At 68.2% G+C, this 21,807-nt stretch carries 17 protein-coding genes and 2 tRNA genes; 2 read left to right on the top strand and 17 right to left on the bottom strand.

Annotation, left to right across the window (positions count from 1 at the left end):
* Nucleotides 1–54: 54 nt before the first annotated feature.
* Nucleotides 55–145, bottom strand: a tRNA-Ser gene (locus ACWKY3_RS10780).
* 481 nt (nucleotides 146–626) lie between these two features.
* Between ACWKY3_RS10780 and ACWKY3_RS10775 the strand changes: the two genes are divergently transcribed.
* Entirely contained in the window at nucleotides 627–2,546 is a 1,920-nt protein-coding gene (locus tag ACWKY3_RS10775) for a DUF2207 domain-containing protein (RefSeq protein WP_449316410.1), read from the top strand.
* 969 nt (nucleotides 2,547–3,515) lie between these two features.
* Here the strand turns inward: ACWKY3_RS10775 and ACWKY3_RS10770 are convergent.
* The 16 genes from ACWKY3_RS10770 to rlmD form a co-directional block, all read right to left on the bottom strand.
* Nucleotides 3,516–4,232, bottom strand: a complete 717-nt coding sequence (locus ACWKY3_RS10770; protein WP_449316409.1) for a TIGR03936 family radical SAM-associated protein — start codon at nucleotides 4,230–4,232, stop codon at nucleotides 3,516–3,518.
* Nucleotides 4,225–6,135 carry a TIGR03960 family B12-binding radical SAM protein gene (locus tag ACWKY3_RS10765; RefSeq protein WP_449316408.1) on the bottom strand — a complete coding sequence of 637 codons (1,911 nt, stop codon included), beginning with the start codon at nucleotides 6,133–6,135 and terminating at the stop codon, nucleotides 4,225–4,227. Before ACWKY3_RS10765 ends, ACWKY3_RS10770 begins: the two co-directional genes overlap by 8 nt.
* Nucleotides 6,132–7,172 carry a hypothetical protein gene (locus tag ACWKY3_RS10760; RefSeq protein ID WP_449316407.1) on the bottom strand — a complete coding sequence of 347 codons (1,041 nt, stop codon included), beginning with the start codon at nucleotides 7,170–7,172 and terminating at the stop codon, nucleotides 6,132–6,134. Before ACWKY3_RS10760 ends, ACWKY3_RS10765 begins: the two co-directional genes overlap by 4 nt.
* Before the next feature lie 15 nt (nucleotides 7,173–7,187).
* Entirely contained in the window at nucleotides 7,188–8,381 is a 1,194-nt protein-coding gene (rodA, locus tag ACWKY3_RS10755) for a rod shape-determining protein RodA (protein ID WP_449316406.1), read from the bottom strand.
* A 9-nt stretch (nucleotides 8,382–8,390) separates the two neighbouring features.
* A complete protein-coding gene (mrdA, locus tag ACWKY3_RS10750; protein ID WP_449316405.1) occupies nucleotides 8,391–10,544 on the bottom strand; it encodes a penicillin-binding protein 2 in 2,154 nt (717 codons plus the stop codon).
* 11 nt (nucleotides 10,545–10,555) lie between these two features.
* Complete coding sequence (gene mreD / locus ACWKY3_RS10745; RefSeq protein ID WP_449316404.1) at nucleotides 10,556–11,083, bottom strand: rod shape-determining protein MreD; 528 nt, start codon at nucleotides 11,081–11,083, stop codon at nucleotides 10,556–10,558.
* Nucleotides 11,080–12,030, bottom strand: a complete 951-nt coding sequence (gene mreC / locus ACWKY3_RS10740; RefSeq protein ID WP_449316403.1) for a rod shape-determining protein MreC — start codon at nucleotides 12,028–12,030, stop codon at nucleotides 11,080–11,082. Before mreC ends, mreD begins: the two co-directional genes overlap by 4 nt.
* Nucleotides 12,031–12,048: 18 nt before the next feature.
* Entirely contained in the window at nucleotides 12,049–13,104 is a 1,056-nt protein-coding gene (mreB, locus tag ACWKY3_RS10735) for a rod shape-determining protein MreB (protein ID WP_449316402.1), read from the bottom strand.
* Between the two features lie 115 nt (nucleotides 13,105–13,219).
* Nucleotides 13,220–14,512, bottom strand: coding sequence for a Ni/Fe hydrogenase subunit alpha (locus ACWKY3_RS10730; protein WP_449316401.1), 1,293 nt, complete (start codon nucleotides 14,510–14,512; stop codon nucleotides 13,220–13,222).
* Between the two features lie 11 nt (nucleotides 14,513–14,523).
* Complete coding sequence (locus ACWKY3_RS10725) at nucleotides 14,524–15,309, bottom strand: NADH-quinone oxidoreductase subunit B family protein (RefSeq protein ID WP_449316400.1); 786 nt, start codon at nucleotides 15,307–15,309, stop codon at nucleotides 14,524–14,526.
* A 16-nt stretch (nucleotides 15,310–15,325) separates the two neighbouring features.
* A complete protein-coding gene (locus tag ACWKY3_RS10720; RefSeq protein ID WP_449316399.1) occupies nucleotides 15,326–16,237 on the bottom strand; it encodes an FAD/NAD(P)-binding protein in 912 nt (303 codons plus the stop codon).
* Complete coding sequence (locus tag ACWKY3_RS10715; RefSeq protein ID WP_449316398.1) at nucleotides 16,227–17,264, bottom strand: 4Fe-4S dicluster domain-containing protein; 1,038 nt, start codon at nucleotides 17,262–17,264, stop codon at nucleotides 16,227–16,229. Before ACWKY3_RS10715 ends, ACWKY3_RS10720 begins: the two co-directional genes overlap by 11 nt.
* Nucleotides 17,265–17,381: 117 nt before the next feature.
* Complete coding sequence (gene ndk / locus ACWKY3_RS10710; protein WP_449316397.1) at nucleotides 17,382–17,786, bottom strand: nucleoside-diphosphate kinase; 405 nt, start codon at nucleotides 17,784–17,786, stop codon at nucleotides 17,382–17,384.
* A 98-nt stretch (nucleotides 17,787–17,884) separates the two neighbouring features.
* Entirely contained in the window at nucleotides 17,885–19,252 is a 1,368-nt protein-coding gene (locus tag ACWKY3_RS10705; RefSeq protein WP_449316396.1) for a tetratricopeptide repeat protein, read from the bottom strand.
* 42 nt (nucleotides 19,253–19,294) lie between these two features.
* On the bottom strand, nucleotides 19,295–19,828 hold the full coding sequence (locus ACWKY3_RS10700) for a peptidylprolyl isomerase (protein WP_449316395.1): 534 nt from the start codon (nucleotides 19,826–19,828) through the stop codon (nucleotides 19,295–19,297).
* Nucleotides 19,829–20,054: 226 nt separating this feature from the next.
* A complete protein-coding gene (rlmD, locus tag ACWKY3_RS10695; RefSeq protein ID WP_449316394.1) occupies nucleotides 20,055–21,380 on the bottom strand; it encodes a 23S rRNA (uracil(1939)-C(5))-methyltransferase RlmD in 1,326 nt (441 codons plus the stop codon).
* Between the two features lie 65 nt (nucleotides 21,381–21,445).
* Here rlmD and ACWKY3_RS10690 point away from each other — a divergent pair.
* Nucleotides 21,446–21,521 (top strand) — tRNA-Arg (locus tag ACWKY3_RS10690).
* Nucleotides 21,522–21,807 lie beyond the last annotated feature (286 nt).

Genomic DNA, 21,807 nt, shown 5'->3' with positions numbered 1-21,807 from the left:
TTTCGAGGGATTGGCGCCCGTTGAGGCTCGCAGTATCTGTGCAATAGGGAAAAGTGGCGGAGAGCTGGGGATTCGAACCCCAGATACGCTTGTGGCGTATACTCGCTTAGCAGGCGAGCACCTTCGGCCTCTCGGTCAGCTCTCCGCAGTATAATGGATGCGGTTTGCTATGATAGCGTGACCATCCTCAAGTTGCAAGGAGCATGATCGTGCAAAACACGAGCGGAACGTATCTTCGCGCCGAGAACGCCGTAAGCGCCGGGACGAGCGTCGGGGCGGCCGCCGGAGCGAGTGTCGCGAACTCCGGGGCGCGCGCCGGGGCGAGCGCTGCTAGCTCCGGGACGAACTCCGAGCCGAGCGCTGGAGCGAGCGCCGCGAATGCCGAGATGGGCGCCGGGTCGAACGCCGAGAGCGCCGGGCTCCGCCTCTTCGCCTCCCTCCGCCCCGCGCCGAGCGCTCTCGCCCGTCTCGCCCCTGCGCGCCCTGCGCGTCCCGCGCCGAGCGCTCCCGCCCGCCTCGCATCAGAGGCCCCTGCCCGCCTCGCATCACAATCCTCCCTCCGCTCCGTTTCCGCCGCAGTCCTCCCCCGGCCGCTAACGCCTCTGCTGGCGGTTGCATTGGCCCTGATGGCGCTGCTTGCGCTGGCGGTGGCGTTTCCCGCGCGGGCGGAGGCGAAGTCCTACGCCATGCCGAGCGTGGACATTCAGGCCCAGGTGGAAACCGACGGCTCCCTCCATGTGGTTGAGCAGCGAGTGTTCGATTTCGACGGAGATTTCACAGCGTTGTGGTGGAATTTGGGCGACAATCTGCCGGCGGGCGCGTCCATCCAGATCAACGGCGTGCGCATGGGTCTGTTGGATGCCGAAGGTGCTCTTGTCGGGGAGTGGACGACGCTTGGGAGCGTGCCCTTCGTGCTCTCGTGGCGCGACGAGGGCGGGCCGGGTGTTGACGCGTACTCGTTCGACGAGCCGCAGAACACGGTGTACGTGTTCTTCAACCAGTCGGATACGCGCATGATGGTGGAGCTGGATTACACGGTGCTCGGCGGCGTGAGGGCGTACGAGGACGTGGGCGAGGTGTACTGGAAGTACGTGGGATCGCAATGGGCCGAAGATTCCGACAGCGTGTCCATGACACTCACGCTCCCCGTTCCGCAAGGCGAGGAAGTGAAGGCGGGTGAGAACGTGCGCGCGTGGGGTCACGGCCCGTTGGACGGAACCGTTTCCGTGAATGCGGACGGGTCCGTCGTCTACCGGGTGCCGCACGTGCGCGCGGGGCAGTTTGCCGAGGCGCGCGTGGTGTTCCCCGTTGAATGGCTGACGAACCTATCGGCTGAGGCCGCGGCGCGCTACGGCGGCGTCTCGCGCCTGGACGACGTGCTTGCCGAGGAACAGGCGTGGTCTGATCAGGCTAATCGGGACCGCATGACGTCCTTGGCGTTTGTGATAGGGTGCGCGGCGCTGTGCGTTCTGCTGCTTGCCTGGGCGCTGTGGGCGTACTTCCGCTTCGGGCGAGAGCACAAGCCCGACTTCACGGACGAGTACTGGCGCGACGTGCCCGACCCTTCGGTGCATCCTGCGGTGATCGGGCGGCTGTGGCGTTGGGATCGCGAGGACTCCGACGACTTCTCGGCCACGGTCATGCATTTGGCGCACGTGGGCGCGGTGCGCATTGACTCCGGCAGCTACCAGGAGAAAGGGCTGCTGCGCGAGCGCACGAAGGAAGACTACTACATCACCAGGTTGCCGGCGGCCGATGCCGTTGAGAGTCCCGTGGATCGCGAGGCGCTTGACTTGCTGTTCGGGCGCGTCGCAGATGGAGCTGATTCACTGTGGTTCGGCAGCATCAAGCAGTACGGGGAGGACCACCCCGAGGAGTTCACGGAGGCCCTGGATTCGTGGCAGGGCGTCCTGTCTGCGGAAACGAACAAGCAGGACTTCTTCGAAGCGAAAAGCGAGCGCTATCGGACCGTCGTGCTGGTGGCGTTGGCCGTGGTGCTGGGCTTGGGCGTGGCGGCGTCCCTTGTGTCCGACACGTTCATCCCCCTGGTGTTCGCGCTGCCCACGGCCGTGGCACTGGGCGTGATAGCGAACTACATGCCGCGGCGAACGGTGCGCGGGAACAACCTGGTGGCGCGCTGCAAGGCGCTGCGCAACTGGCTGCGCGATTTCTCGTCGCTGGACGAGCGTCCGCCCACCGACGTGAAGGTGTGGGGCGAGTTCATGGTGTACGCGTACCTGTTCGGCGTGGCCGACGAGGCTATCGAGCAGCTGCGGACCACCGTGCCCCAGGTGTTCGAGTACGACGGATCGTTGGGGGTCACGTATATGCCCTGGTGGTTCTGGTATACGAGCGGCAACACGCTTACTGGCGAGGCGCTGCCGTCGGTGGGAGAGATGTTCGAGTCCACGCTGGAGAACTCGCTTTCCGCTGCGGCGGAGGCTCTGTCGGCTGCGAGCGGGGGTTTCTCGAGCGGCGGCGGCTTTGGCGGCGGGTTCTCCGGCGGCGGAGGCGGCGGCTTCGGCGGAGGCGGAGGCGCGCGATAGCGCGCAGGCCGCGAGCAGGCGTGCGGAGGGCGTGCGGCTTCGGAGGGCGCGCGGGTTGCGGGTTGCGTGCGGGTTGCGGGCCAAAAGCGGGCAGCAGCTGCGGGAATGGGCGGGTCGCAGGTTGCAGGTTGCGAGCGGGTTACGGGTCGCGGGAGCACGTGTATCGCGAGCGGCTTTCGGGCTGCAGAGCGCGTGGGGTGCGAGTGGGCTTCGGGCTGCAAGAGCGCATGGGATGCGGATTGCTGCGGGCTGAAGGCGGGTTGCGGGTTTTGGCTGCGGGTTGCAAGTTGAAGGTGCTGCGCGTGCGGAAAGCGCGCGGCCCGCATGTCAGCTTCCTGCAGCATGCGTGCATGATGTCCGCATGGTGCGGCTTTCTATGAAGCTGCCATTGACACGGTCCCGCCGGAGGCGGTTCGGCGGGGGCCGCCCGCAGGTTGGTCACAAACCGCGCCCTGTGGCACGCGCGGGACCGTCTTCCCGCCCTCCGCGCCCCTCGCGTCCGGAGAAATCCCAGGTCGCGAAAACCGCGCGGCCCGCCGGCGCGCCGGATCGGCCGTCCGGCGTGCCATGGGGCGCGGTTTGTGACCAACTCGCGGGAGATCGGCCCCTGTCGACGGCGGCTTGAGCGGAAATCGACCGTTTTCGCCCAAGTTGCCGGTAGTTATGAGTCCCAAGTCCTTGAGTTATGAGTCCTTTTCGCAGCCAGCGATCCGCTGACTTCCAAGATTTCAATTTATGACCTGGTGATTTCGAGTCAGTGAGAGAACAGCGTCCGGCAAGGACCCGGAAAGGCCCCCAAGAGAAGACTCATAACTCGGGAACACGGACGTTTTTCGCAATTCATCTTGCACGAAGGAAAGCCCCTCGGCCCGAAACGGCGGATTGCGCCGGCGAATCGACGGGCAGCTCCAGCGAACCGGCGAATCGCGCCGGCGAGCCGGCGGCCGCACCCTACGCGGCGTCCGCGCTCTACGCCTCCTGGGCGATGCGCGTGATGCTCAAAACGCGCAACGGCTCCTGCGCATCGCGAGCGCGCTCGTCTATGAGCGTCGGCTCCTCGTTGTCCACCAGAAGCGAAAGCGGCTCCTGGGAGCCCTCGTCGGCGTCGGCGACGTTCGCCTGGGCGCAGCAGGCGCGCAGGAGCACGTCGGGGCGCAGGCTGCCGGAACGTCCCGCCCTGAGCGAGAAGGTGAGCACCGCCCCCGCAAGCCGCATCTCCCCCGCCAAGAACTCGGGGACGGCCAGCCGCTTCTCCTTCTTTTTGCGGATCACCGCCACCTCGGCCGGAACGGGAAGCTGGGCGGGCGCGCAGGAGAGCAGCGCCCGGTAGGTGCTCACCGGGTAGGCCGCCGACGCGGCGGGCGCGCGCGGGCCCACGTAGGCGCACGACCTGGGCATGAGGTCGGGCACGCTCGCCTCCCTCAGGGCGGAAAGCGCCTCCTCGGGAGACACGTAACGCGTCATCAGCAGGTCGAACAACTCGCCGGTGCCCCCCACCCCCACCGGCAGGGCGGCGCCGAACGCTATCCGCATATGGGGCGAGAACCCGTTGCTCACGGCGTAGGGAAGCCCCGCGCGGCGCACGGCGCGCTCCAAGGCGCGCGCCACCTCCAAATGCGACAGCAGCACGAGGCGGCCCTGCTTGCAGAAGGTCACCCGCAAGCGGAACAGATTCGGGTCAGTCATGGGACGCCTCCTGGGAATCGGCCGGAGCGGAGGGGTTTGCGACGCGCGGGCGGGCAAGCTCGTTGTCGGCCCCGAGGGAGGGGCAGGCCCCGCATGCCGAGCAGTCGCCGAAGGTGCAGTCGGGCGTGGTGCGCGCCGCCGACGCCAGCTTCCGCTCGCGCGCGAGCCAACGCGTCGAGACGCCCGTGGAGATGTGCGCCCACGGCATGACGCGGTCGGTGGAATACGACGTCTGGGCGACGGCCTCCGGGTCGATGCCCGCCTCGGCGGCCGCCTCGCGCCAGGCCCCCTCGTTGAAGTGCTCGGTCCAGGCGTCGAAGCGCGCGCCGCGCCGCCATGCGGCCTCCACCCACGCGGCCGCCTCGCGGCCCGCGCGGCTCATCACGGCCTCCACGAAGCTCGTGGCCGGATCGTGCCAGTGCACGTCCACCGCCTTGTACTTCACCGAGTTGCGCAGCAGCCTCACGCGCCGCAGCGCCTCCTCGGGCGGTATCTGCCCGTCCCACTGAAACGGCGTCTGAGCCTTCGGCACGAACAGCGCGCACGACACGCTCACGCGCACGTTGCCGCGCTGCTCCGGCGCCACGGCTGCCTTCGCGCGGTCGTAGGCGCGCTGGGCCAGGCTCGCGATGCCCTTGACGTCCTCGTCGGTCTCGGTGGGCAGCCCCAGCATGAAGTACAGCTTGCACCTGCGCCACCCGGCGGAAAACGCCGCGTCGATGGCGCCGAACAAGTCGTCCTCGGTCACGTTCTTGTTGATGACGTCGCGCAAGCGCTGCGTGCCGGCCTCGGGCGCGAACGTAAGCCCGCCCTTCTTCTGACCGGCCACCAGCCCCGCCATGTCCACGCCGAACGCGTCCAGGCGCTGCGAGGGCACGGACACGCGCACGCCCTTGCCCTCGCAGGCGCGGTTCACGCGCATGAGGATGTCGGCTATCTGGGAGTGGTCGGTGGACGAGAGCGAGGTCAGGCTCACCTCGTCGTAGCCGGTGGCGGCCAGCCCGCGCAGCACCGACTCCACCACGTTGTCCGCCGAGCGCTCGCGCACGGGACGGTACATCATGCCGGCCTGGCAGAAGCGGCACCCGCGCGCGCATCCGCGCAGCACCTCCACGTTCAGGCGGTCGTGCACCACCTCGGAAAACGGCACGACGCACGGCTCCCAGCCGGGGCTTTCCGCAAAGCCTGCGAACAGGCGCTTGTCTATGCGGGCCGGCACGCCCTCCTCCACAGGCTGCGCCCACGATCCCGCGCGCTGCGCCTCGGCCTCGTCCAGCCAGCGGTACAGCGAGGGCACGTAGCAGCCAGGCTCCTGGGCGAGCCTGCGCAGGATGGCGCGGCGCGGCGCCCCCGCGTCCCGCATGCGCCGCACGATCTCCAGCGCCTCGGGCAGGGCCTCCTCCCCTTCGCCGATGCTGAAGAAGTCGAAGAAGGGGGCGTAGGGCTCGGGGTTGAAGGCGCAGGGCCCGCCCCCCGCCACAAGGGGGTCGTCCTCGGCGCGGTCGGCCGCGTGCAAAGGGATGCCCGCCAGATCAAGCGCCTCCAGCACGTTGGTCGCCGCCAGCTCGTGCGGCAGCGTGATGCCCACGACGTCGAAGGAGGCCACAGGAGAGCAGCCTTCGACGGAGAACAGGGGGACGCCCTCGGCGCGCAGCGTGTCGCAGAACGCGGGCGCGGGCAGGAAGGCCCGCTCGGCCGCCATGCCGTCGCGGGCGTTCACGGCGTTCACGAGAATGCGCAGCGCCTGGTTCGCCTGCCCCAGCTCGTAGGTGTCGGGATAGAGCATGCAGAAGCGAAAGCCCGCCTCGGGCTTGCGGACGCATCCGAACTCGTGGTTCAGATAGCGCGAGGGCCGCTCAGCCTCGGCGAGCAGCGGCTCTATCCGGGGCCACAGGTCCCTCATCGCCCCACCTTCCCGGCAACGGCGGCGCGCACGGCGCGGGCGGCCGTCGCGCCCGTCGCGCGGGCCCGTTGCGCGGCGCTCCTCGCCGCCGCCTGCACCGCGCGGTCGCGCGCGGCCCCCACGGCCTCGGCCAGCTTGCCCAAAGCCTCGCCCTCGTAGTACTCGATGGCCGCGCGGCCCATGGCCTGCGTGCCGGCGTAGCCGATGGCCGCCTTCACGGCCCAGCCGAGCGCAGGGACGAACGCCGCCAGCTGGCGCGCGACGGCGCGGCACGCGAACGCACCGCCCACAAGGGCCGCCAGCTCCTTCACGCGCGCCAGGTTCAGCTCCTCCCCGTAGGCGGCGGCTATCATGAGCAGCATCTTCGCCTGGTTAAGCGTCATGACGGGCATGTCGGCGCCCGGAATGACGACGAGCAGCCCCACGCCGGCGTTCTGCAACGCCGTGGCGTTCACGGACTCCATGGACAAGGGCTTGCGCACAAACGGGAACGCCAAGGCGAACGCCAGGCGCTTGTCCTCGCACGCGGCCACCACCCAGCCCCCCATAAGCTCGGACAAGGACGCCGCCGCTGCCGCATCCAGCGCGACAGGCTCGCAGGGCGCCGCCTCACGCCCGGCCGGCGAGGACTCCGGAAGGGCGGGAGGCGCCTTCGGGGCGACGATGTCGCCCTGGGGAACGGGATGCCCCGACGCCTGCGCGATCTCGGCCACAAGCGACGGCAAGGTGGTGGCCACCATGACGGGCACGCCCGCCTGGCGGATCTGCTCGGCGCACCGGCCCACCTGCTCCCCCAGACCCGCCACGATGACGGCCATGTCGTCGCCGGGATACGGCGCGAGCGTCCGGCCGTCCAGGTACGTGAGCGACACGCGCGCATGCGGCGAGGCGCTGGCAAACGCCTGGCGCACGTGGGCCTGCACGTCGCCCGGCGCGCTCTCGTCGATGTAAACGCTCACCGAAAGGGGGGTGCGACGGGCCTCGTCGATGTTCATGGCCTCGTCGATCACCGCTTTGACGTCCACAGGTAGCTGCATATCCGTCCTTCCTCCCTAGCGCTTGGCCGCCGTTCCATGGGACCACACGGATCCGACAAGACCGATCATCATGAAGTTGAGCACCATGAAAGACGATCCGTAGCTCATGAACGGCAGGGGGATGCCCGTGATGGGCATAAGCCCGCAGTCCATGCCGATGTTCTCCAGTATCTGGAACAGCCACATGCCGACCACGCACATGACGATGACCGTGCCGAACAAGTCGCCGGCCGAAGCTGCGATGCGCAAGCATATCAAAACGAGCGATGCGTACAGCGCCAGCAGCACCATTACACCGAAAAACCCAAGCTCTTCGGCCAGCACGCAGAAGATGAAGTCCGTGGGCGCCTCGGGCAGGATGCCGAGCGCGTGCTGGGTGCCCTGGAACAGCCCCTTGCCGAACAGCCCTCCCGACCCGATGGCGATCTGGGCCTGCCGCAGGTTGTAGCCCTCCCCCGTAGGATCGATGTTCGGATCCAAGAACACGAGCAGGCGGTTGCGCTGGTACTGCTTGAGCAGCTTGTATTCGCCCGCAGAGTTTTTGATCGCCTCGTCGATGGCAAACACCGCCGCCACCGCCACAATGCCAACAGCCAGCGTGACCAGCAAAAACTTCGGTCTCGCGCCACCCGCCACCAGCGCCGCAGCCGCGATGAACAGATACACCAGACCCGTGCCCAAGTCGGGCTGGGTCATGATGCACGCGAACGGCACGAGCATAAGCCCGACCGCTTTCAGGTACTCGCGCACATCGTCGAGCCTGCCGCCGTAGCGCGCCATGATGCTGGCGTCCAGCAAGATGACCGTCATCTTGGCGAACTCGCCGGGCTGGATCTGCATGCCCAGCCGAATCCACGACTTCGCCCCCATGCCGGCGTCGGTCCCCAGCCCCGGTATGTGCGGGGAGAGGATGAGCACCACGTTCACAATGAGGAAGAGCGTGGTGTAGTTGGAGAGCCGGCGGTAGTCGAACCGCCAGATCAAAATCATGAGCACCGCTCCCATGGCCACGCCGGCCAGCTGGCGCGAGAAGCTGTAATCGGCATCCCCCCGCACGGCCGAGTACACCACCACCAGCCCGTAGCACACAAGCAGCGCCACCACCGCGACGAAGGGGAGGTTGAGCCAGGGCAGGCGCCGCGCACGGGTCGCCTGGGCAACCGAGCGGTCGGGCGTCTTCAACGAGTCGATCTGGGGAAGCTGCGGCATGCTCTCCTCCTAGTCCGTCCGCCCGCTGGAGGAGCCGACGTACTCCACCGACCTGCCCGCGTAGCCGGCCACCACGCCCATGTCGGCAAGCTCGCCCGCATCGTAGTCGAGCGCCGCGGCCAAAAGGCGCGCGCCCAGAGGGGCGCCCACGGCCGAGCCGCCGCCGCCTTCCTCCACCACGCAGGCCACCACGTATTTCGGGTTGTCGTAGGGCGCATAGCAGGCGAACCAGGCGAAGTCGTCCTTGCCGGCCACCTCGGCCGTGCCCGTCTTGCAGGCCACGGTGGCCGGATCTATGCCGTTCTCGGCGAAAACGGCGGCTATCTCGGCGTTCTCCACGGACACTCCCTTGAGCGCGTCGCGCACCACGGCCAGGTCGGACATGGGCACGTCGGGTTCGGCCACCACCTCGGTCGGGAACGTGAGCGCAACGTCGCCGGCTACGTTGCGCACCTCCTTGAGCACGTGGGGGCGCATGATCTTGCCGGTGGCGATGGCGCCGTAGGCCACGGCCACCTGCAGGGGCGTGGTCAGCACGTAGCCCTGGCCGATAACCATGTTGGTGGAGTCGCCGCCTTTCCACGCCGCCTCCTCGGGCGTGTCGCGGAAGTACTCGGCCTTCCATGCGGGCGTGGGCACGCGCCCGACGTCCTCGCCGGCCAAATCGATGCCCGTCGCCTCCCCGAAGCGGTACTTCTTGATGTAGTCCTGCATGGCCGTCTCGCCCACGGCCTCGCGGTTTTGGAAGAAGTTGTAGGCTATGTCGTAGAACACCACGTCGCAGGAGTTCACGATGCCCCCGCGGAAATCCAGCGTGCCGTGGCCGGCATGGTTCCAGCACTTCTGCACATCGCCCGACCCCCAGCCGTCCCACGAGCCGCCGCAGGACCAGGTGCGCTTCGTGTCGGCGAACCCGTAGGCCAGCGCCGCCAGGCCCGTGAACGCCTTGTAGGTGGAGGCGGCGGGATAGGTCCCCTGGATGGCGCGGTTGAGCATGGGCGTGTGGGCGTCGTCGGCCTGGTACACGTCCCACACGTCCTGCGTGACGCCGCCCACGAACGTCTCGGGCGCGTAGGTGGGAAAGCTCGCCATGGCCACGATGCCGCCGTCGGTCACGTCCATGACCACCGCGGCGCCCGCCGTGCCGGTGCCGCTGCCCACGGTGCCGTTGTCGGGCGCGATGAGCTCGGCCAGCGCGCGGTCGCAGGCGTACTGCACGGGGCCTTTGATGGTCAGGTAGACGTCGGAGCCCTTGACGGGCTGCGTCTGGCTCACCACCTCCACCACGTTGCCGTTGGTGTCGGCCACCACCTTCGATTCGCCGTGGTCGCCGGCTAAAAGGTCGTCGTAGGCGGCCTCCACGCCCGCGCGGCCCACCTCGTCGCCCGACTCCAGGTCGCGCCCTTCGGCCACCTTCTCAAGGTCGTCGGAGGTGACCGCCCCCGTGTAGCCCAGCACGTGCGCCGCCAAGGCGCCGTAAGGGTACTCGCGCACCGACCGCTCCTGCACGGTGACGTTGGGAAACGCGTCGGAATGCTCCATGATGAAGGCCGCGTCGCGCATGCGCACGTCGCTTGCCACCACGCGCTTGCTCTGCGCGCCCGCCGTGGCGTCGCGCACACGGTTGCGCACCACGCCCGCCGGCACGCCCAAAAGCGCCGAGAGCCGCATGATCACGTCCCGATCGTCGGCGACGTCGGCTTCGGCCAGCACGGTGAGGGAGGTGCGGTTCTTCACGAGCGCCAGCCCGTCGGCGTCCAGGATGAAGCCGCGCGGCGCGGGCTCGTACACGGTGGCGTACTGGTTTTCGTCGGAGGCCCGCGCGTAGGAGCTTTGCTCGAGCACCTGCATGCTCCAAAGCTTCACCGCAAGGGACCCGAACACCCCGGCGGCCAGCACCCCCATGGCCACGAACCGCGATTTCAGATCGCCCGCCGGACCTGAGGCCGAACGCTGGGGGGAGGTTGGGGACGAAGCGGATCCGGCCACGCGCCGGTCGGCGTCGGGAAGCGAGGACGACACGCCCACCGAGCTGATGGAGCGCACGTCCCTTTTCACGCTGACGTTGTCCGACCTGCGCCCCCTCACCACCGCGAAGACCGCGACGATGACCGTAAGCGCGACGACGACCGTCGCGACGGCTGCTATGACGGCGACGAGCATGCGACCGCCCCCTACCGCAACCGCGGCGAGCGCAGTCCGCGATCCTGAGAGCCGCCGGACAGAAGCCGCGTCATGATCGGGTACAGCACCAGCCCCGCCACGCAGTCGTAGAGCGCGCAGGGCAGGGCGCGGTAGACGAACGCGTCAAGGGCGCCCGCGGGAAGCCCCAGCGCCATGAGCAGCGCGCCGTAGAGCATCTCGACCGCCAGCGCGCTTGCCACGAGGATGGTCAGGGGCATGAACAGCGTGTCGTTGTCCAAGACGGAGAAGGCGCGGGACGCCGCGAAGGAGACGGCCGTGAACAGCAGCGCCATGCCCCCCACCGGACCCGAGCCGCTCAGGTCGTAGAACAGCCCCAGCGCAAACGGCAGCACCGGCCCCGCGTCGAGCGGGCGCGCGATGGACACCGCCAGCACGTAGGCCAGCAGGAAGTTCGGCTGGGCCGAGAACAGCGACAGGTTGGGCGCCGCCACGATCTGCAAGAGCACGGCGACCACCGCGCCTATCGCGACCACGGCGTTGTTCCTCTCAAGGCTCACGAGGCATCGCCTCCCTGGGCGCCGTCCTCCCCTTGGCCGGCGGAATCGTCAAGGCCGCCCGAGGAGGCCGCGGCGTCCTCATCCGACAAGCCCTCCGGCAAGCCGCCCGTTGCCCCGCCGCTCACGACGAGGACCTCCTCCAGCAACGACGCCGTGTCGTTGGGGGCGACCACCGCGCGCCGCGACGAATCGCCCTGCTGCGCGTCCACCTTCACCACCGTGCCCACGAGCAGCCCCTTGGCGTAGCTGCCCCCCATTCCCGAGGTCACCACCACGTCCCCCACGGCCACCTGGGCGTCGGCGTCAAGGTACTCCAGGTAGAGCAGCCCCTCGAGCGAGCCGCGCACGATGCCCTCGGCGCGGCTGGACTGCACCATGGCGGCCGCCCCCGACTGGGGGTCGGTCAGAAGGCGCACCGTGGCCGTGTGCTCCGACACCGGCGACACCACCTGCCCCACCACGCCCGAGGCGGCCGTGACCGTAAGCCCGGTGTCCACCCCGTCGGCGGTTCCCTTGTCGATGGTGACGGTCTGGTTCCACGCCTCCGAGCTGCGCCCGATGACGCGGGCGCCCACGCCCTCCACGTCGTAGGCGTCCTTCAGGTCGAGCAGGGCGCGCAGGCGCTCGTTCTCCTGCCGGTACTCCTCCATCTGAGAGTACTGCTCCACAAGCTCCGCGTTGTACTCCCGCAGGCCCGACAGCGTGCCCTCGTCGGCCACAAGGTCGCCTACACCCGCAGCCGCCGACTCGCCCGCGGCGCCCGCCGCCGCACCCGCGAAGCCCACCTGCGCCACAGCCCCCGACACCGCGCCCTGCACGGCATGCAGCGGCCCGCCCTCCCCTTCGCGCGAATACACCGCCACCATGGCGACGGACGCGACGAGGAGTGCGGCGAGCAGGGCCCGGCGCGCGAGCACCGAGCCTCTCTGTTGGAAGTTGAGCGCCATAAGCGGGTGGGTCCGCCCTTACTTCGAGCGCATGAGCGTCTGCTTGAGCGCCGTGGGCGTCTCGAGCACCTTGAGGCAGCCCATGACCACGTTGGTGAGCGCCGTCTCGCTCGTCCAGACCGGGATCTCCAGCTTGTCGGTCAGATAGCGGTCCAGGCCCGAGAGCAAGCCGCCGCCGCCCGTGAGCAGGATGCCGTTTTGGATGATGTCGCTGGCCAGGTCCGGGTTCGTCTTCTTGAACGTCTCCTTGATGTGCACGACCATCTCCTCGCACGGGGCGATGAGGGCCTGGCGCACGTCCTCGGACTGGATGGTCACCTCCTTGGGCTGCTCGGTGATGACGTCCTGGCCCGAGATGATCATGTCGCGCTCGCGGCCGTCCTCGAACGGCAGGATGGAGCCGATCTTGATCTTGATGATCTCGGCCGTGCGCTCGCCTATCTTGATGCCCAGAAGGTCGCGCAGGTGCATGGCGATGGCCTCGTCCATGCGGTTGCCGGCCAGGCGCAGAGACGACGACGTCACGATGCCGCCGAGCGATATGACGGCCACCTCCGTGGTGCCGCCGCCGATGTCCACCACCATAGAGCCCGTGGGCTCGGTGACGGGCAAATCAGCGCCCATGGCCGCGGCCATGGGTTCCTCGATGAGGTACGCTTGGCGCGCGCCCGCCTGGACGGCGGCTTCGAACACCGCGCGCTTCTCCACCGAGGTGGCGCCGCACGGAATGCAGATGACGATGCGCGGCTTGGCCTGCCACGGATACTTGCGCGGCGCGGCCTTGTTGATGAACGCCGAGATCATGGCCTCGGTCACGTCGTAGTCGGCCACCACGCCGTCGTGCAGGGGGTGCTCCGCCGAGAACGCCTCGGGCGTGTGGTTGATCATGTTCTTGGCCTCGTGGCCCACGGCGAGCACGCGGTGCGTCGCCTTCTCGATGGCCACGACCGAAGGCTCGTTCACGACGATGCCCTCGCCGGGGATGGCGACCAAGGTGTTGGCGGTTCCGAGGTCTATGGCCATGTCGGTGGACATCTGGCCGGTCAGACCCGAAAACATATCGAAGAAGGACATACAGGCAAACCCCTTGTGTCTCAATTCCAAGTAGACCCGAATTCTAGCACAGAGGGCTTCCCATAAGGGAAAATCCACGAGGGGCACAAGTGGGCGCGGGACGCGCGCCCAACCCTCAGTGCACGCTGCAGGACAGGCAGGGGTCGTAGGCGCGCACGAGTTTTTCCACCTGAAGCTGGATGTCGGCGGGCTCGGCGCCTGCGGACACCAGCTTCTCGGCCAGAAGGCGCATGTCGGCCTCCAGGTTGGCGCAGTTCTGGGCCGTGGGCGTGACGATGGACGCGTGCACGACGCAACCCTCCTCGTCCAGCTCCAGCTCGTGGAACAGCGCCCCGCGCGGCGCCTCGGTGAGGCCCGCGGCCTTCCCGGCGCGCACCTCGAAGGGCGCAGGCTCGCTCGATCCCGCGAAACCGTCCTTCTCGGCCAGCCGACGGCACAGCGCAGCGCAACGCTCCAGCGCGTCCACCAGCTCAACAGCCTGGGCGACGTTGTTCAGATACGGGTTGCGCTCGGGCGGGCGCAGGCCGGCCTTGGCCGCCGCCACCTTCGCGTCCTGGCTCAGATGCTGCCACGAGGCGTTCACGCGCGCGAGCGCGCCGGTGAAAAACGGCGACCCCGTGGCACGCACCCGCGAGAACAGCGCCGCGGAGTGCCCCACGGCATACTCCTCCACCTCGCGCGCGGCGTCGTCGGCGTCGAACTCCACCCCCGCGTCAAGGAAGCGCGCCGTCCGCGAATCGCACACCGGGTAGCGCCCGGGCGCCGTCATGGCCAGCATGTCGCCGGCGGTCTGGATGGCGGGCACCTCGAAGGAGCGGAACAGGTCCACCGCGGCCAGCGCGAACGGCCGGGCCGCGTCCAGCTTGCCGGCCAGCTCCCGGTACTCCCCGGGCGCCAGCTCGTGCGTGAAGCCGCCCACCACCGCCGTGATGGGGTGGATGGAGCGCCCGCCCACGCGCGTGCACAGCTCGTTGCCGAGCGCCTTGAGGGCAAGCGCCTGCTCGAACAGCTCCGGGTCCGTCTCGGCCAAGGGGAACACGCTTTTGTGGCCCAAGAAGTCCGGGGCGGCGAACACGAACAGGTGCGACGCGTGGTTTTGCAGGTACGAGCCGTACACCAAAAGCTCGCGCAGCGCGTTCGTGCGGTCGCTCGCCTCAACGCCGAAGATGCGCTCGATGGCCAGAAGGTCGGTGACCACATGGCTTGCCGAGCAGATGCCGCAGATGCGCGAGGCGATGTAGGACACCTCGTGGAAGGGCCGGCCGCGCACCATGCTCTCGAAGAGGCGGGCAGGCTCCACCACGTTCATCTCGACGGTTCTCACCTGGCCGTCCTCCACGACCACGTGCACGTTGCCGTGGCCTTCCACGCGGGCGATATGGTCGACGTGTATGGCGGTCTTCGTCATGGCTCGCTTCCTCACTCGCTTGCCGCAAGGGCGGGATTCACCTGGTTGAACATCTGCAGGGCGCGGTCGAACTCCTCCACGGGCACGCCGTAGCGCGCAACGGCCTCGCGCGCCGAGGCCAGGTTGGCGTCCGGCGACAGCCCGCGGCATCCGTTGCACGGCCGGCCCAGGTTCACGCACTTCGCGCCGCACCCGGCCGTGGTCACCAGCCCCAGGCACAGCGTCTGCGCTCCATAGAAGCAGCTCGTCTCGTTGCGCTTGCAGTCGCCGCACATCGTCTTGGTGGCAAACTGCTTGTTGGAGCCGTAGAGCGCCCGCTGCAGCACGTCCACGAAGTCCAGCGTGTCGATGGGACACGAGCGCACCTCGAAGTCCACGTCCACCACCGCGCTCACGGGCCGCGGCGCTATCATGGCCCCGCAGGCGTCGGGCACGTGGTCGTACACCTGGCCGGGGCGCTCCATGAAGCGCTCGGCGGCCATGCCCGGGATGCCGGCCGTGGTGGCGCAGGCCCCTATGGCGATGAGCGTGGCGGCCCGCTCGCGCAGCATGCGCACCGTCCGCTCGGACTCCTCGGTGGTCACCGCGCCCTCGATGACGGCCACGTCGAACTCATCCGGCATGGGATCGCTCGACGCCAGCTGCCAGTAGCGCACGTCGATCTGCCCCAGCACGTCCATGAGGTGCGCCTCGCCGTTGGTGATCTGCAGCTGGCAGCCAAAGCAGCTGGCCAGCCCCGCCACCACCACGCGGGGCGCGGAGGGGCCCTCTTGGCAGGCTATGCAGGTTCCGCTCATCTCGATCCCCTCCATCCTACATCGACCCCTGGATGTTTTTGGCCTCCCAGTAGTTGAACACCGGCCCGTCGATGCAGACGTACTGGTGCCCGATCTGGCAGTGGCCGCACTTGCCCATGCCGCACTTCATGTGCCGCTCGAAGCTGCAGTAGATGTGGTCGTAGCTGATGCCCTTCTTGCGCATCTCGTCGATGACGAACCTATACATCACCGGGGGCCCGCACAGGGCGCCGAAGGTGTTGCCCGCATCCACTTCCAAATGCTCGAAGGGCTTTGTGACCAGGCCCACCTCGCCATCCCACGTGCTGTCGGGATGATCCACGGTCAAATACAGGTCGAAGTCTTTGCGGTGGCGCCACATCTCGAACTGGCTGCGGAACATCACCTCGGCGGGCGTGCGCGATCCGTAGATGATGGTGACCTTGCCGAACTCGGAGCGCTCGTCGTGGATGTTGTTGATGAGCGAGCGCAAAGGCGCTATCCCCAGGCCGCCGGCCACGAGCAGGATGTCGTGGCCCTTCATGTCCTCGAAGGGGAACCCCCGCCCGAACGGGCCGCGCAAGCCCACGATGTCGCCGCACTGCATGCGGTGCAGCACCTCGGTGAAGCGGCCCGTGCGGCGCACGGTGAGCTCGATGAACCCGCGTTTGGACGGCGAGCTGGAAATGGAGATGGGGGCCTCCCCCACGCCGAAGATGCTCACCTCCACGAACTGGCCCGGCTCGTGGCAGAACGCGTCGCGTATGCGCTCGTCTATGAGGCGGAACTCGAACAGCTTCTCGGTGGCCGTGAGGTCGGTGATGGACGTGATGCGCGCCGGCCAGGGCCGGTACGGGTTCGCCATCATCATCTCGGCGCCGGAGCGCGGCGCCGGCTCGTCGAAGAACGGATGCACCTGCACGGTGGACACAGCGCAGCTACCGGGCATCCTCGGCCCCCTTCCTCTCGAAGAACTCGAGCACCTCGATGGGGTTGATCTTGGCCTTGCACGCCTTCACGCAGCGTCCGCAGCCCACGCACAGCATGCGGTCGTGGTTGGCCAGGAATCCGTTGAGCTTGTGGTACATGCGGTGCCGCACGCGCGTGCGCCCGTCGGCGCGGAAGTTGTGGCCGCCGGCCACCTCGGCGAACTGCGGCGCCGTGCAGGCGTCCCACACCCGCTCGCGCCGCCCCGTCTTGCCGGAGGGGTCCAGCGTGTCGCGTATGTCGAAGCAAAAGCACGTGGGGCACACGGCCGAGCACGCCGTGCACGCCAGGCAGCGCCCGCCCAGCTCCTCCCAGTACGGGTCCTTGTGAAACGCGTCCATGAGCATGGCCACGTCCTGGACGTCGGGGATGGCGGGGTTGAAGGCCGCCTGGCGCCGACGCGTGGCGTGGCGGAACTCGATGCGGTCCTCGTCGGTGGCCACGCGCGGATCGCAGGCGGCCTCCAAGATGTTGGCCGCCTCCACGCTGGAGATGCTCACCAGGTACTTGTCCCCCAGATCGTGCAGGAACAGGTCGTAGCCGAAGCGCGCCTCGTCGGCGTCCCACAAATGGCAAAAGCACGTGTCCGACGGCGTGCAGCCGATGCCCACCACCAAGGTGGCGTTGCGGCGCGCCGTGTAGTACGGGTCCGGGTAGCGCCCGTCCCGGAACACGAGGTCCAAGCGGTTGATGGCGTTGATGTCGCAGGCGTGCGCGCCGAATATCACACGCGGGGTTATCTCGGCCGCGAAGTCCGTCACGCGGTTGTCGCGCGCGTCGAAGGTCATGAGCGTCTCGACCGGCGGCAGCAGGTACTTCTTCGGCGAGGACACGGTGGTGTCGTAGGAGAGCTCTATCTCGTCAGGGGACGAGACGGCCTCGAACACGTACCCCCTCTCGCTTTTGACGGGGGCCACCACCTCGTAGGACTTCATGAACGCCGACACGAGCGCCGGCAGCTCGCTTGCATCGATGACTCGGTAGAGCATGCTCTCGTCCGTTTCTCGTCTGGGTGGGCGCTGTCTGCGGCAAAACGGAAAGGCCCCTCCGACCGTGCCGGGCGGAGGGGCCTTGGCGCGCGGCGCGCCGTCGGAAGAGGCGCGCCCCTACGCGAAGAAGATGCCTATCTCGCGCTCGGCGGACTCGGGAGAATCCGATCCATGGATGACATTCTCGTCCATAACAAGGCCGAAATCGCCGCGAATCGTGCCGGGGGCCGCTTCGGCCGGATTAGTGGCGCCCATGAGCGAGCGGCACTTGGCCACCGCGCCCTCGCCGGACACGACCATCTTCACCACGGGGCCGCTCGTGATGTAGGAGATGAGGCCCTCGTAGAACGGCTTGCCCTCGTGCTCGGCGTAGTTGGCCTTGGCCTGCTCGGGAGTCACCATGCCAAGCTCCATGCGCTCGATGGCAAGGCCCGCGCGCTCGAAGCGGTTGACGATCTCGCCGATATGGCCGTTGCGGACGCCGTCCGGCTTGATCATGGTGTAGGTCTTCTGGATTGCCATGCGGTACTGCCCTTTCTCTCTTCCATCGGATGAACAACGCGAAGCGGCGCGGCGCGCGAGGCAAACCCGCGCGACCAGGCGCCGACGCGAACGTCCGCTCAGTTCTGGCTGGCGAAGTACAGCTCCACGCTGGACACCTTCCAGCCGATCAGGTCGCGCACAAGCGAGACCTTGTACTGCACTTCCCCGCCTTCGGCCGTCTTGGCCGTCACGTACACGGTGGAGTCGCTCATGGACCGGTCCATGCCGTCGATGTTCGGATCGGCGTCCTGCACCACCGGCTCCACCATGGACGCGGCGCTCTCGGCGCCCACCTCCTTCGAGAACACGCTGGACGCGGCGTTCTCCGGGTCGGCGAACAGCTGGCGGACCACCGTCTCCTGGGACGGGTAGCCCCAGCCCTGCGTGTACAGGAAGGCCGCCGCGCCGAACAGCGCCAGCACCAGCAGCACGATGACGAGCAGGATCTTCAGCCCCACGTTCCTGCGCTTGCGATCCTGCTTGGCCAGGCCGCGCGACCACTGCTCAAGCTCCTCGTCGCTTGCGTTGAAGAAGCGGTCGTCCCCGCCCGGCACGGCGCCGTAGGGGCCGGCCTGGGCGTAGGGGTCGGCGTAATAGTACGGATCGGACTGGGCGTCGCCGTAGGGGTCCTGGTCCACGTACATCGCGCTGCCGTCGGCGGCCACGTCTAGGCCCGACATGTCGGCGCCGGCGGACACCGGAGCCATGACCTGGGTGATCTCGGCCGTGCCTTGGGCCACGGCGGCCACGGCGCGCTGGTAGTCCACGCTAGCCGAGTCCGACAGGAAGTAGGTCTTGTCGGCGATGGCCTCCTCGAACGCGGCGGCGGCCTTCTGCATCTGCCCGCAGGCCACGTACGCCTGGCCGAGGTTGGCGTAGAGCTTGTTGCGCGTGTCGGGCGCCATGTCGAACTGCAGCGCGCTCTCGTAGGAGGCCACCGCATCAGAGGGGCGGTCGAGCGCCATGAAGCACACGCCCAGGTTCAAAAGGGCCTTCGTGGGATCGGGGTTGGCCTCGTCAAGCGCCGCCTCGCGAAACGCCACACCGGCCTCGGCCGACTTGCCCAGCTTCAAAAGCGCGCTGCCCATGCCGGCGTAGGCCTTGTAGGCGGCGTCGTACTTGGCGTCGGACACGGCCACCTCGAAGTGCTTGACCGCGTCCTCGTAGTCGTGCAGCGCCGCGTAGGCCATTCCCAGGTTGTAGTTCACCGCGCCGCACGCATCGTAGGCCGCATCGGCGGTCGCCTGCGTGTAGGCCTGGATGGCCTCGCCATGGTTCTTGAGCTTGACCAGGCAGTTCCCTATCTGATGATACAGCTGGCCCGCTTCGCCGGGAGCAAGCGGGCTGCCGGCGTCCTGCAGGCACTGGGTGTACGCGGCCAGCGCGCCTTCGTAGTCTCGGCGCGCGTAGGCGCTGCGGGCTTGCTGGAACAGGTCGTTATTCATCGGCTTCCTTCGGTCTGTGCGTACTGCGCATGCGCGGCAGGGCTATTCCGCCGCGTTCTCGATCTCGATGCCCAGGATCTCGTCGCCGACGCGCAGCTGCCCGATGACGTCCATCCCCTCGACCGTCTGGCCGAACACGGTGTAGCCCGAATCGAGCATGGGCTGGGCGCCCAGGCACAGGTAGAACTGCGAGCCTGCGGAGTTGGGATCCTGCGAGCGCGCCATGGCCAGCGCGCCGTCGGCGTGCTTGTTGTTGGGGTTGGTGGAGAACTCCTCCTTGATGGTGTAGCCCGGGCCGCCCGTGCCCAGGCCCGCGAAGGGGTTGCCGGCCTTCTTGACCACCTCGTCGGGAGTCAGATCGCGCGTGTTCGGGCATCCGCCCTGAATGACGAAGCCCGGCACGTAGCGGTGGAACTTCAGGCCGTCGTAGAAGCCCTTGCGCGCCAGCTCGACGAAGTTGCCCACGTGGATAGGGGCGTCCTTGCCGGCCAGTTGCACGCGGACATCGCCCTTGGACGTCTTGATCACCGCCACCTCGTCGCCGGTGGGCTGGTATTCGGGAGTGTACTGCGCCATGTCGGCTCCTTCTGTCTTGTCTCGCTTGCCGTTTCAAGCCCGCGCGCGGCGGGCGGAATCGTCGCATACCGAAGGAGAAGTCTAGCAGGTCGCACCCGTGATGAGGGAAAAATCTTAGAACATCCACGCTGGGCGCGCGACAGCGCGGACGCCGGGGCGCCCGCGCTGCGGCACGGGTGGCGGCGCTGCGGCAAACGTGACGCTGCCGCCCGCGCGAACGGGGCGGTCAGGCGCGCTCGAAGGAGCCGACAAGCTCCACATGGTGGGTTTGGGGGAACAGGTCCACCGGCCGTACGCGCACAAGGCGGTAGCCGCGCGCCTCGAAGCGGGCGACGTCGCGGGCCCAGGTGGCGGGGTTGCAGCTGACGTACGCCACGCGGGCAGGGCGCGCCGCGGCTATGTCGTCGACCACCCCGTCGGCCAAGCCGGCTCGCGGAGGATCCACCACGAGCGCGTCCAGCTCGCCGAACGAAGGCAGCTCGCGCGCGGCGTCGCCACCCACCACCTCCACGTCCACGCCGTTGGCCGCGGCGTTGCGGCGCAGGTCGCGAACGGCGGTGCCCGCCGATTCCACGGCCGCCACCTCGGCTCCCGCAGCCGCGAGCGGGACGGAGAACGTGCCGGCGCCTGCGTAAAGATCGGCCACGAAGGCCCCGGACAGGCCCCGCTCCCCTCCCAGCGCCTCCACCACCTCGGCTACCAGCTTCTCCGCCTGAGCAGTGTTCACCTGGAAAAACGACGGGGCGCTTGCGGAAAAGCGCGCTCCGGCCAGCTCCTCGGACCACCATCCCCTGCCCTCGAGCGCCTCCACGCCCTTGACCTTGCGCGCCCGCCCGGGCTCGGACAGCACGCGCACGACACCCGCCTTGCGCATCGCGCTCGAGGCGAGCTTCGCCACATGCGCGCGGGGAAACGGCCCCGGCTTGGCCCACAGCGCCACCTCCACGTCGCGCGTGCGCAGGCTTCCACGCACACCCACGCGGAAGATGCCCAGATCCTGCGCCCCCTCGGCGTAGCGCAAGGCGCCGCGCAGCGCTTTGGGCGCCCGCTCTATCAGGCGGTTCGCAAGCGGGCAGACATCGAGGCGGACAAGCTCGTCGGTCCCCTCGCGGCGCATCCCCAGCTCCAGCGAGCCGTCGGGTCCCCGGCCAACGCCCAGCTCCAGCTTGTTGCGATAGCCCCATTGCCGCTTGCTCGGCGCGCAGGGGGCCACCAGCTCCTCGGCCCGCGCGGCGTCCATGCCGGCCGTGCGCGCAAGCGCGGCCACCACGTTGTCGCGCTTAGCCGATAGCTGGGCTTCGTAGGACAGGTGCGCCCACGGGCACCCGCCGCAGCGCGACGCCTGCGAGCACGCCGGAAGCGCGCGATCGGGCGAGGGCTCCTCGACCGACACCAGGCGCGCGCGGGCGAAGGAGGGCTTCTCCTCGGTCACCTCCACCACGGCCACATCGCCCGGAGCCGCGCCTTCCACGAAAACAGCCTTGCCATCGGCAAGGCGCCCCACGGCCTCCGAGCCGTACCCCATGCGCTCGATTGAAACGGTTTGCCTCATGTTCGTGATATTTCCTTGCATTGTTTTTCCGATTTTCACCATCATAGCGTATAATCCCGTCTTGCGCCCTTGTAGCTCAGGGGATAGAGCGTCTGCCTCCGGAGCAGAAAGCCGCAGGTTCGAATCCTGTCAAGGGCACCACGAAAACGCGAGGCCGGAAGCCTGGTTGCTTCCGGCCTCTTTTCGCTCATGACGCGTTGTGACCAGAAACCAGCCGAAAATGGCACAAGTTTTTCCCTATTGCGAACCTGCGGCCCGTTTTCCCGGCCCTCCACGCGTTTCATAACCTTCCCTCTTTTTCCTGGTTGGTTAACGGTTTTTCCTCCCGGTGAGCTGCGCATATACCCGTAGGGGTATATGCGCATAGTGACAGCAAGCGGCACGTGGTTCGCCCGTCGGCTCAGCCCGCTTAGGTGTATCCGGGCAC

It is taken from the genome of Rubneribacter sp., assembly GCF_965361815.1.
Note: the sequence above shows the minus strand (reverse complement) of the source record. Positions and strands in the feature narration are given on the sequence as shown.

What these genes read in the sequence shown, in the direction of transcription:
- ACWKY3_RS10775 (WP_449316410.1), top strand. Translation starts at nt 627, where the DNA reads ATGGCGCTGCTTGCGCTGGCGGTGGCGTTTCCCGCGCGGGCGGAGGCG.
- ACWKY3_RS10770 (WP_449316409.1), bottom strand. Translation starts at nt 4,232, where the DNA reads ATGACTGACCCGAATCTGTTCCGCTTGCGGGTGACCTTCTGCAAGCAG.
- ACWKY3_RS10765 (WP_449316408.1), bottom strand. Translation starts at nt 6,135, where the DNA reads ATGAGGGACCTGTGGCCCCGGATAGAGCCGCTGCTCGCCGAGGCTGAG.
- ACWKY3_RS10760 (WP_449316407.1), bottom strand. Translation starts at nt 7,172, where the DNA reads ATGCAGCTACCTGTGGACGTCAAAGCGGTGATCGACGAGGCCATGAAC.
- rodA (WP_449316406.1), bottom strand. Translation starts at nt 8,381, where the DNA reads ATGCCGCAGCTTCCCCAGATCGACTCGTTGAAGACGCCCGACCGCTCG.
- mrdA (WP_449316405.1), bottom strand. Translation starts at nt 10,544, where the DNA reads ATGCTCGTCGCCGTCATAGCAGCCGTCGCGACGGTCGTCGTCGCGCTT.
- mreC (WP_449316403.1), bottom strand. Translation starts at nt 12,030, where the DNA reads ATGGCGCTCAACTTCCAACAGAGAGGCTCGGTGCTCGCGCGCCGGGCC.
- mreB (WP_449316402.1), bottom strand. Translation starts at nt 13,104, where the DNA reads ATGTCCTTCTTCGATATGTTTTCGGGTCTGACCGGCCAGATGTCCACC.
- ACWKY3_RS10730 (WP_449316401.1), bottom strand. Translation starts at nt 14,512, where the DNA reads ATGACGAAGACCGCCATACACGTCGACCATATCGCCCGCGTGGAAGGC.
- ACWKY3_RS10725 (WP_449316400.1), bottom strand. Translation starts at nt 15,309, where the DNA reads ATGAGCGGAACCTGCATAGCCTGCCAAGAGGGCCCCTCCGCGCCCCGC.
- ACWKY3_RS10720 (WP_449316399.1), bottom strand. Translation starts at nt 16,237, where the DNA reads ATGCCCGGTAGCTGCGCTGTGTCCACCGTGCAGGTGCATCCGTTCTTC.
- ACWKY3_RS10715 (WP_449316398.1), bottom strand. Translation starts at nt 17,264, where the DNA reads ATGCTCTACCGAGTCATCGATGCAAGCGAGCTGCCGGCGCTCGTGTCG.
- ndk (WP_449316397.1), bottom strand. Translation starts at nt 17,786, where the DNA reads ATGGCAATCCAGAAGACCTACACCATGATCAAGCCGGACGGCGTCCGC.
- ACWKY3_RS10705 (WP_449316396.1), bottom strand. Translation starts at nt 19,252, where the DNA reads ATGAATAACGACCTGTTCCAGCAAGCCCGCAGCGCCTACGCGCGCCGA.
- ACWKY3_RS10700 (WP_449316395.1), bottom strand. Translation starts at nt 19,828, where the DNA reads ATGGCGCAGTACACTCCCGAATACCAGCCCACCGGCGACGAGGTGGCG.
- rlmD (WP_449316394.1), bottom strand. Translation starts at nt 21,380, where the DNA reads ATGAGGCAAACCGTTTCAATCGAGCGCATGGGGTACGGCTCGGAGGCC.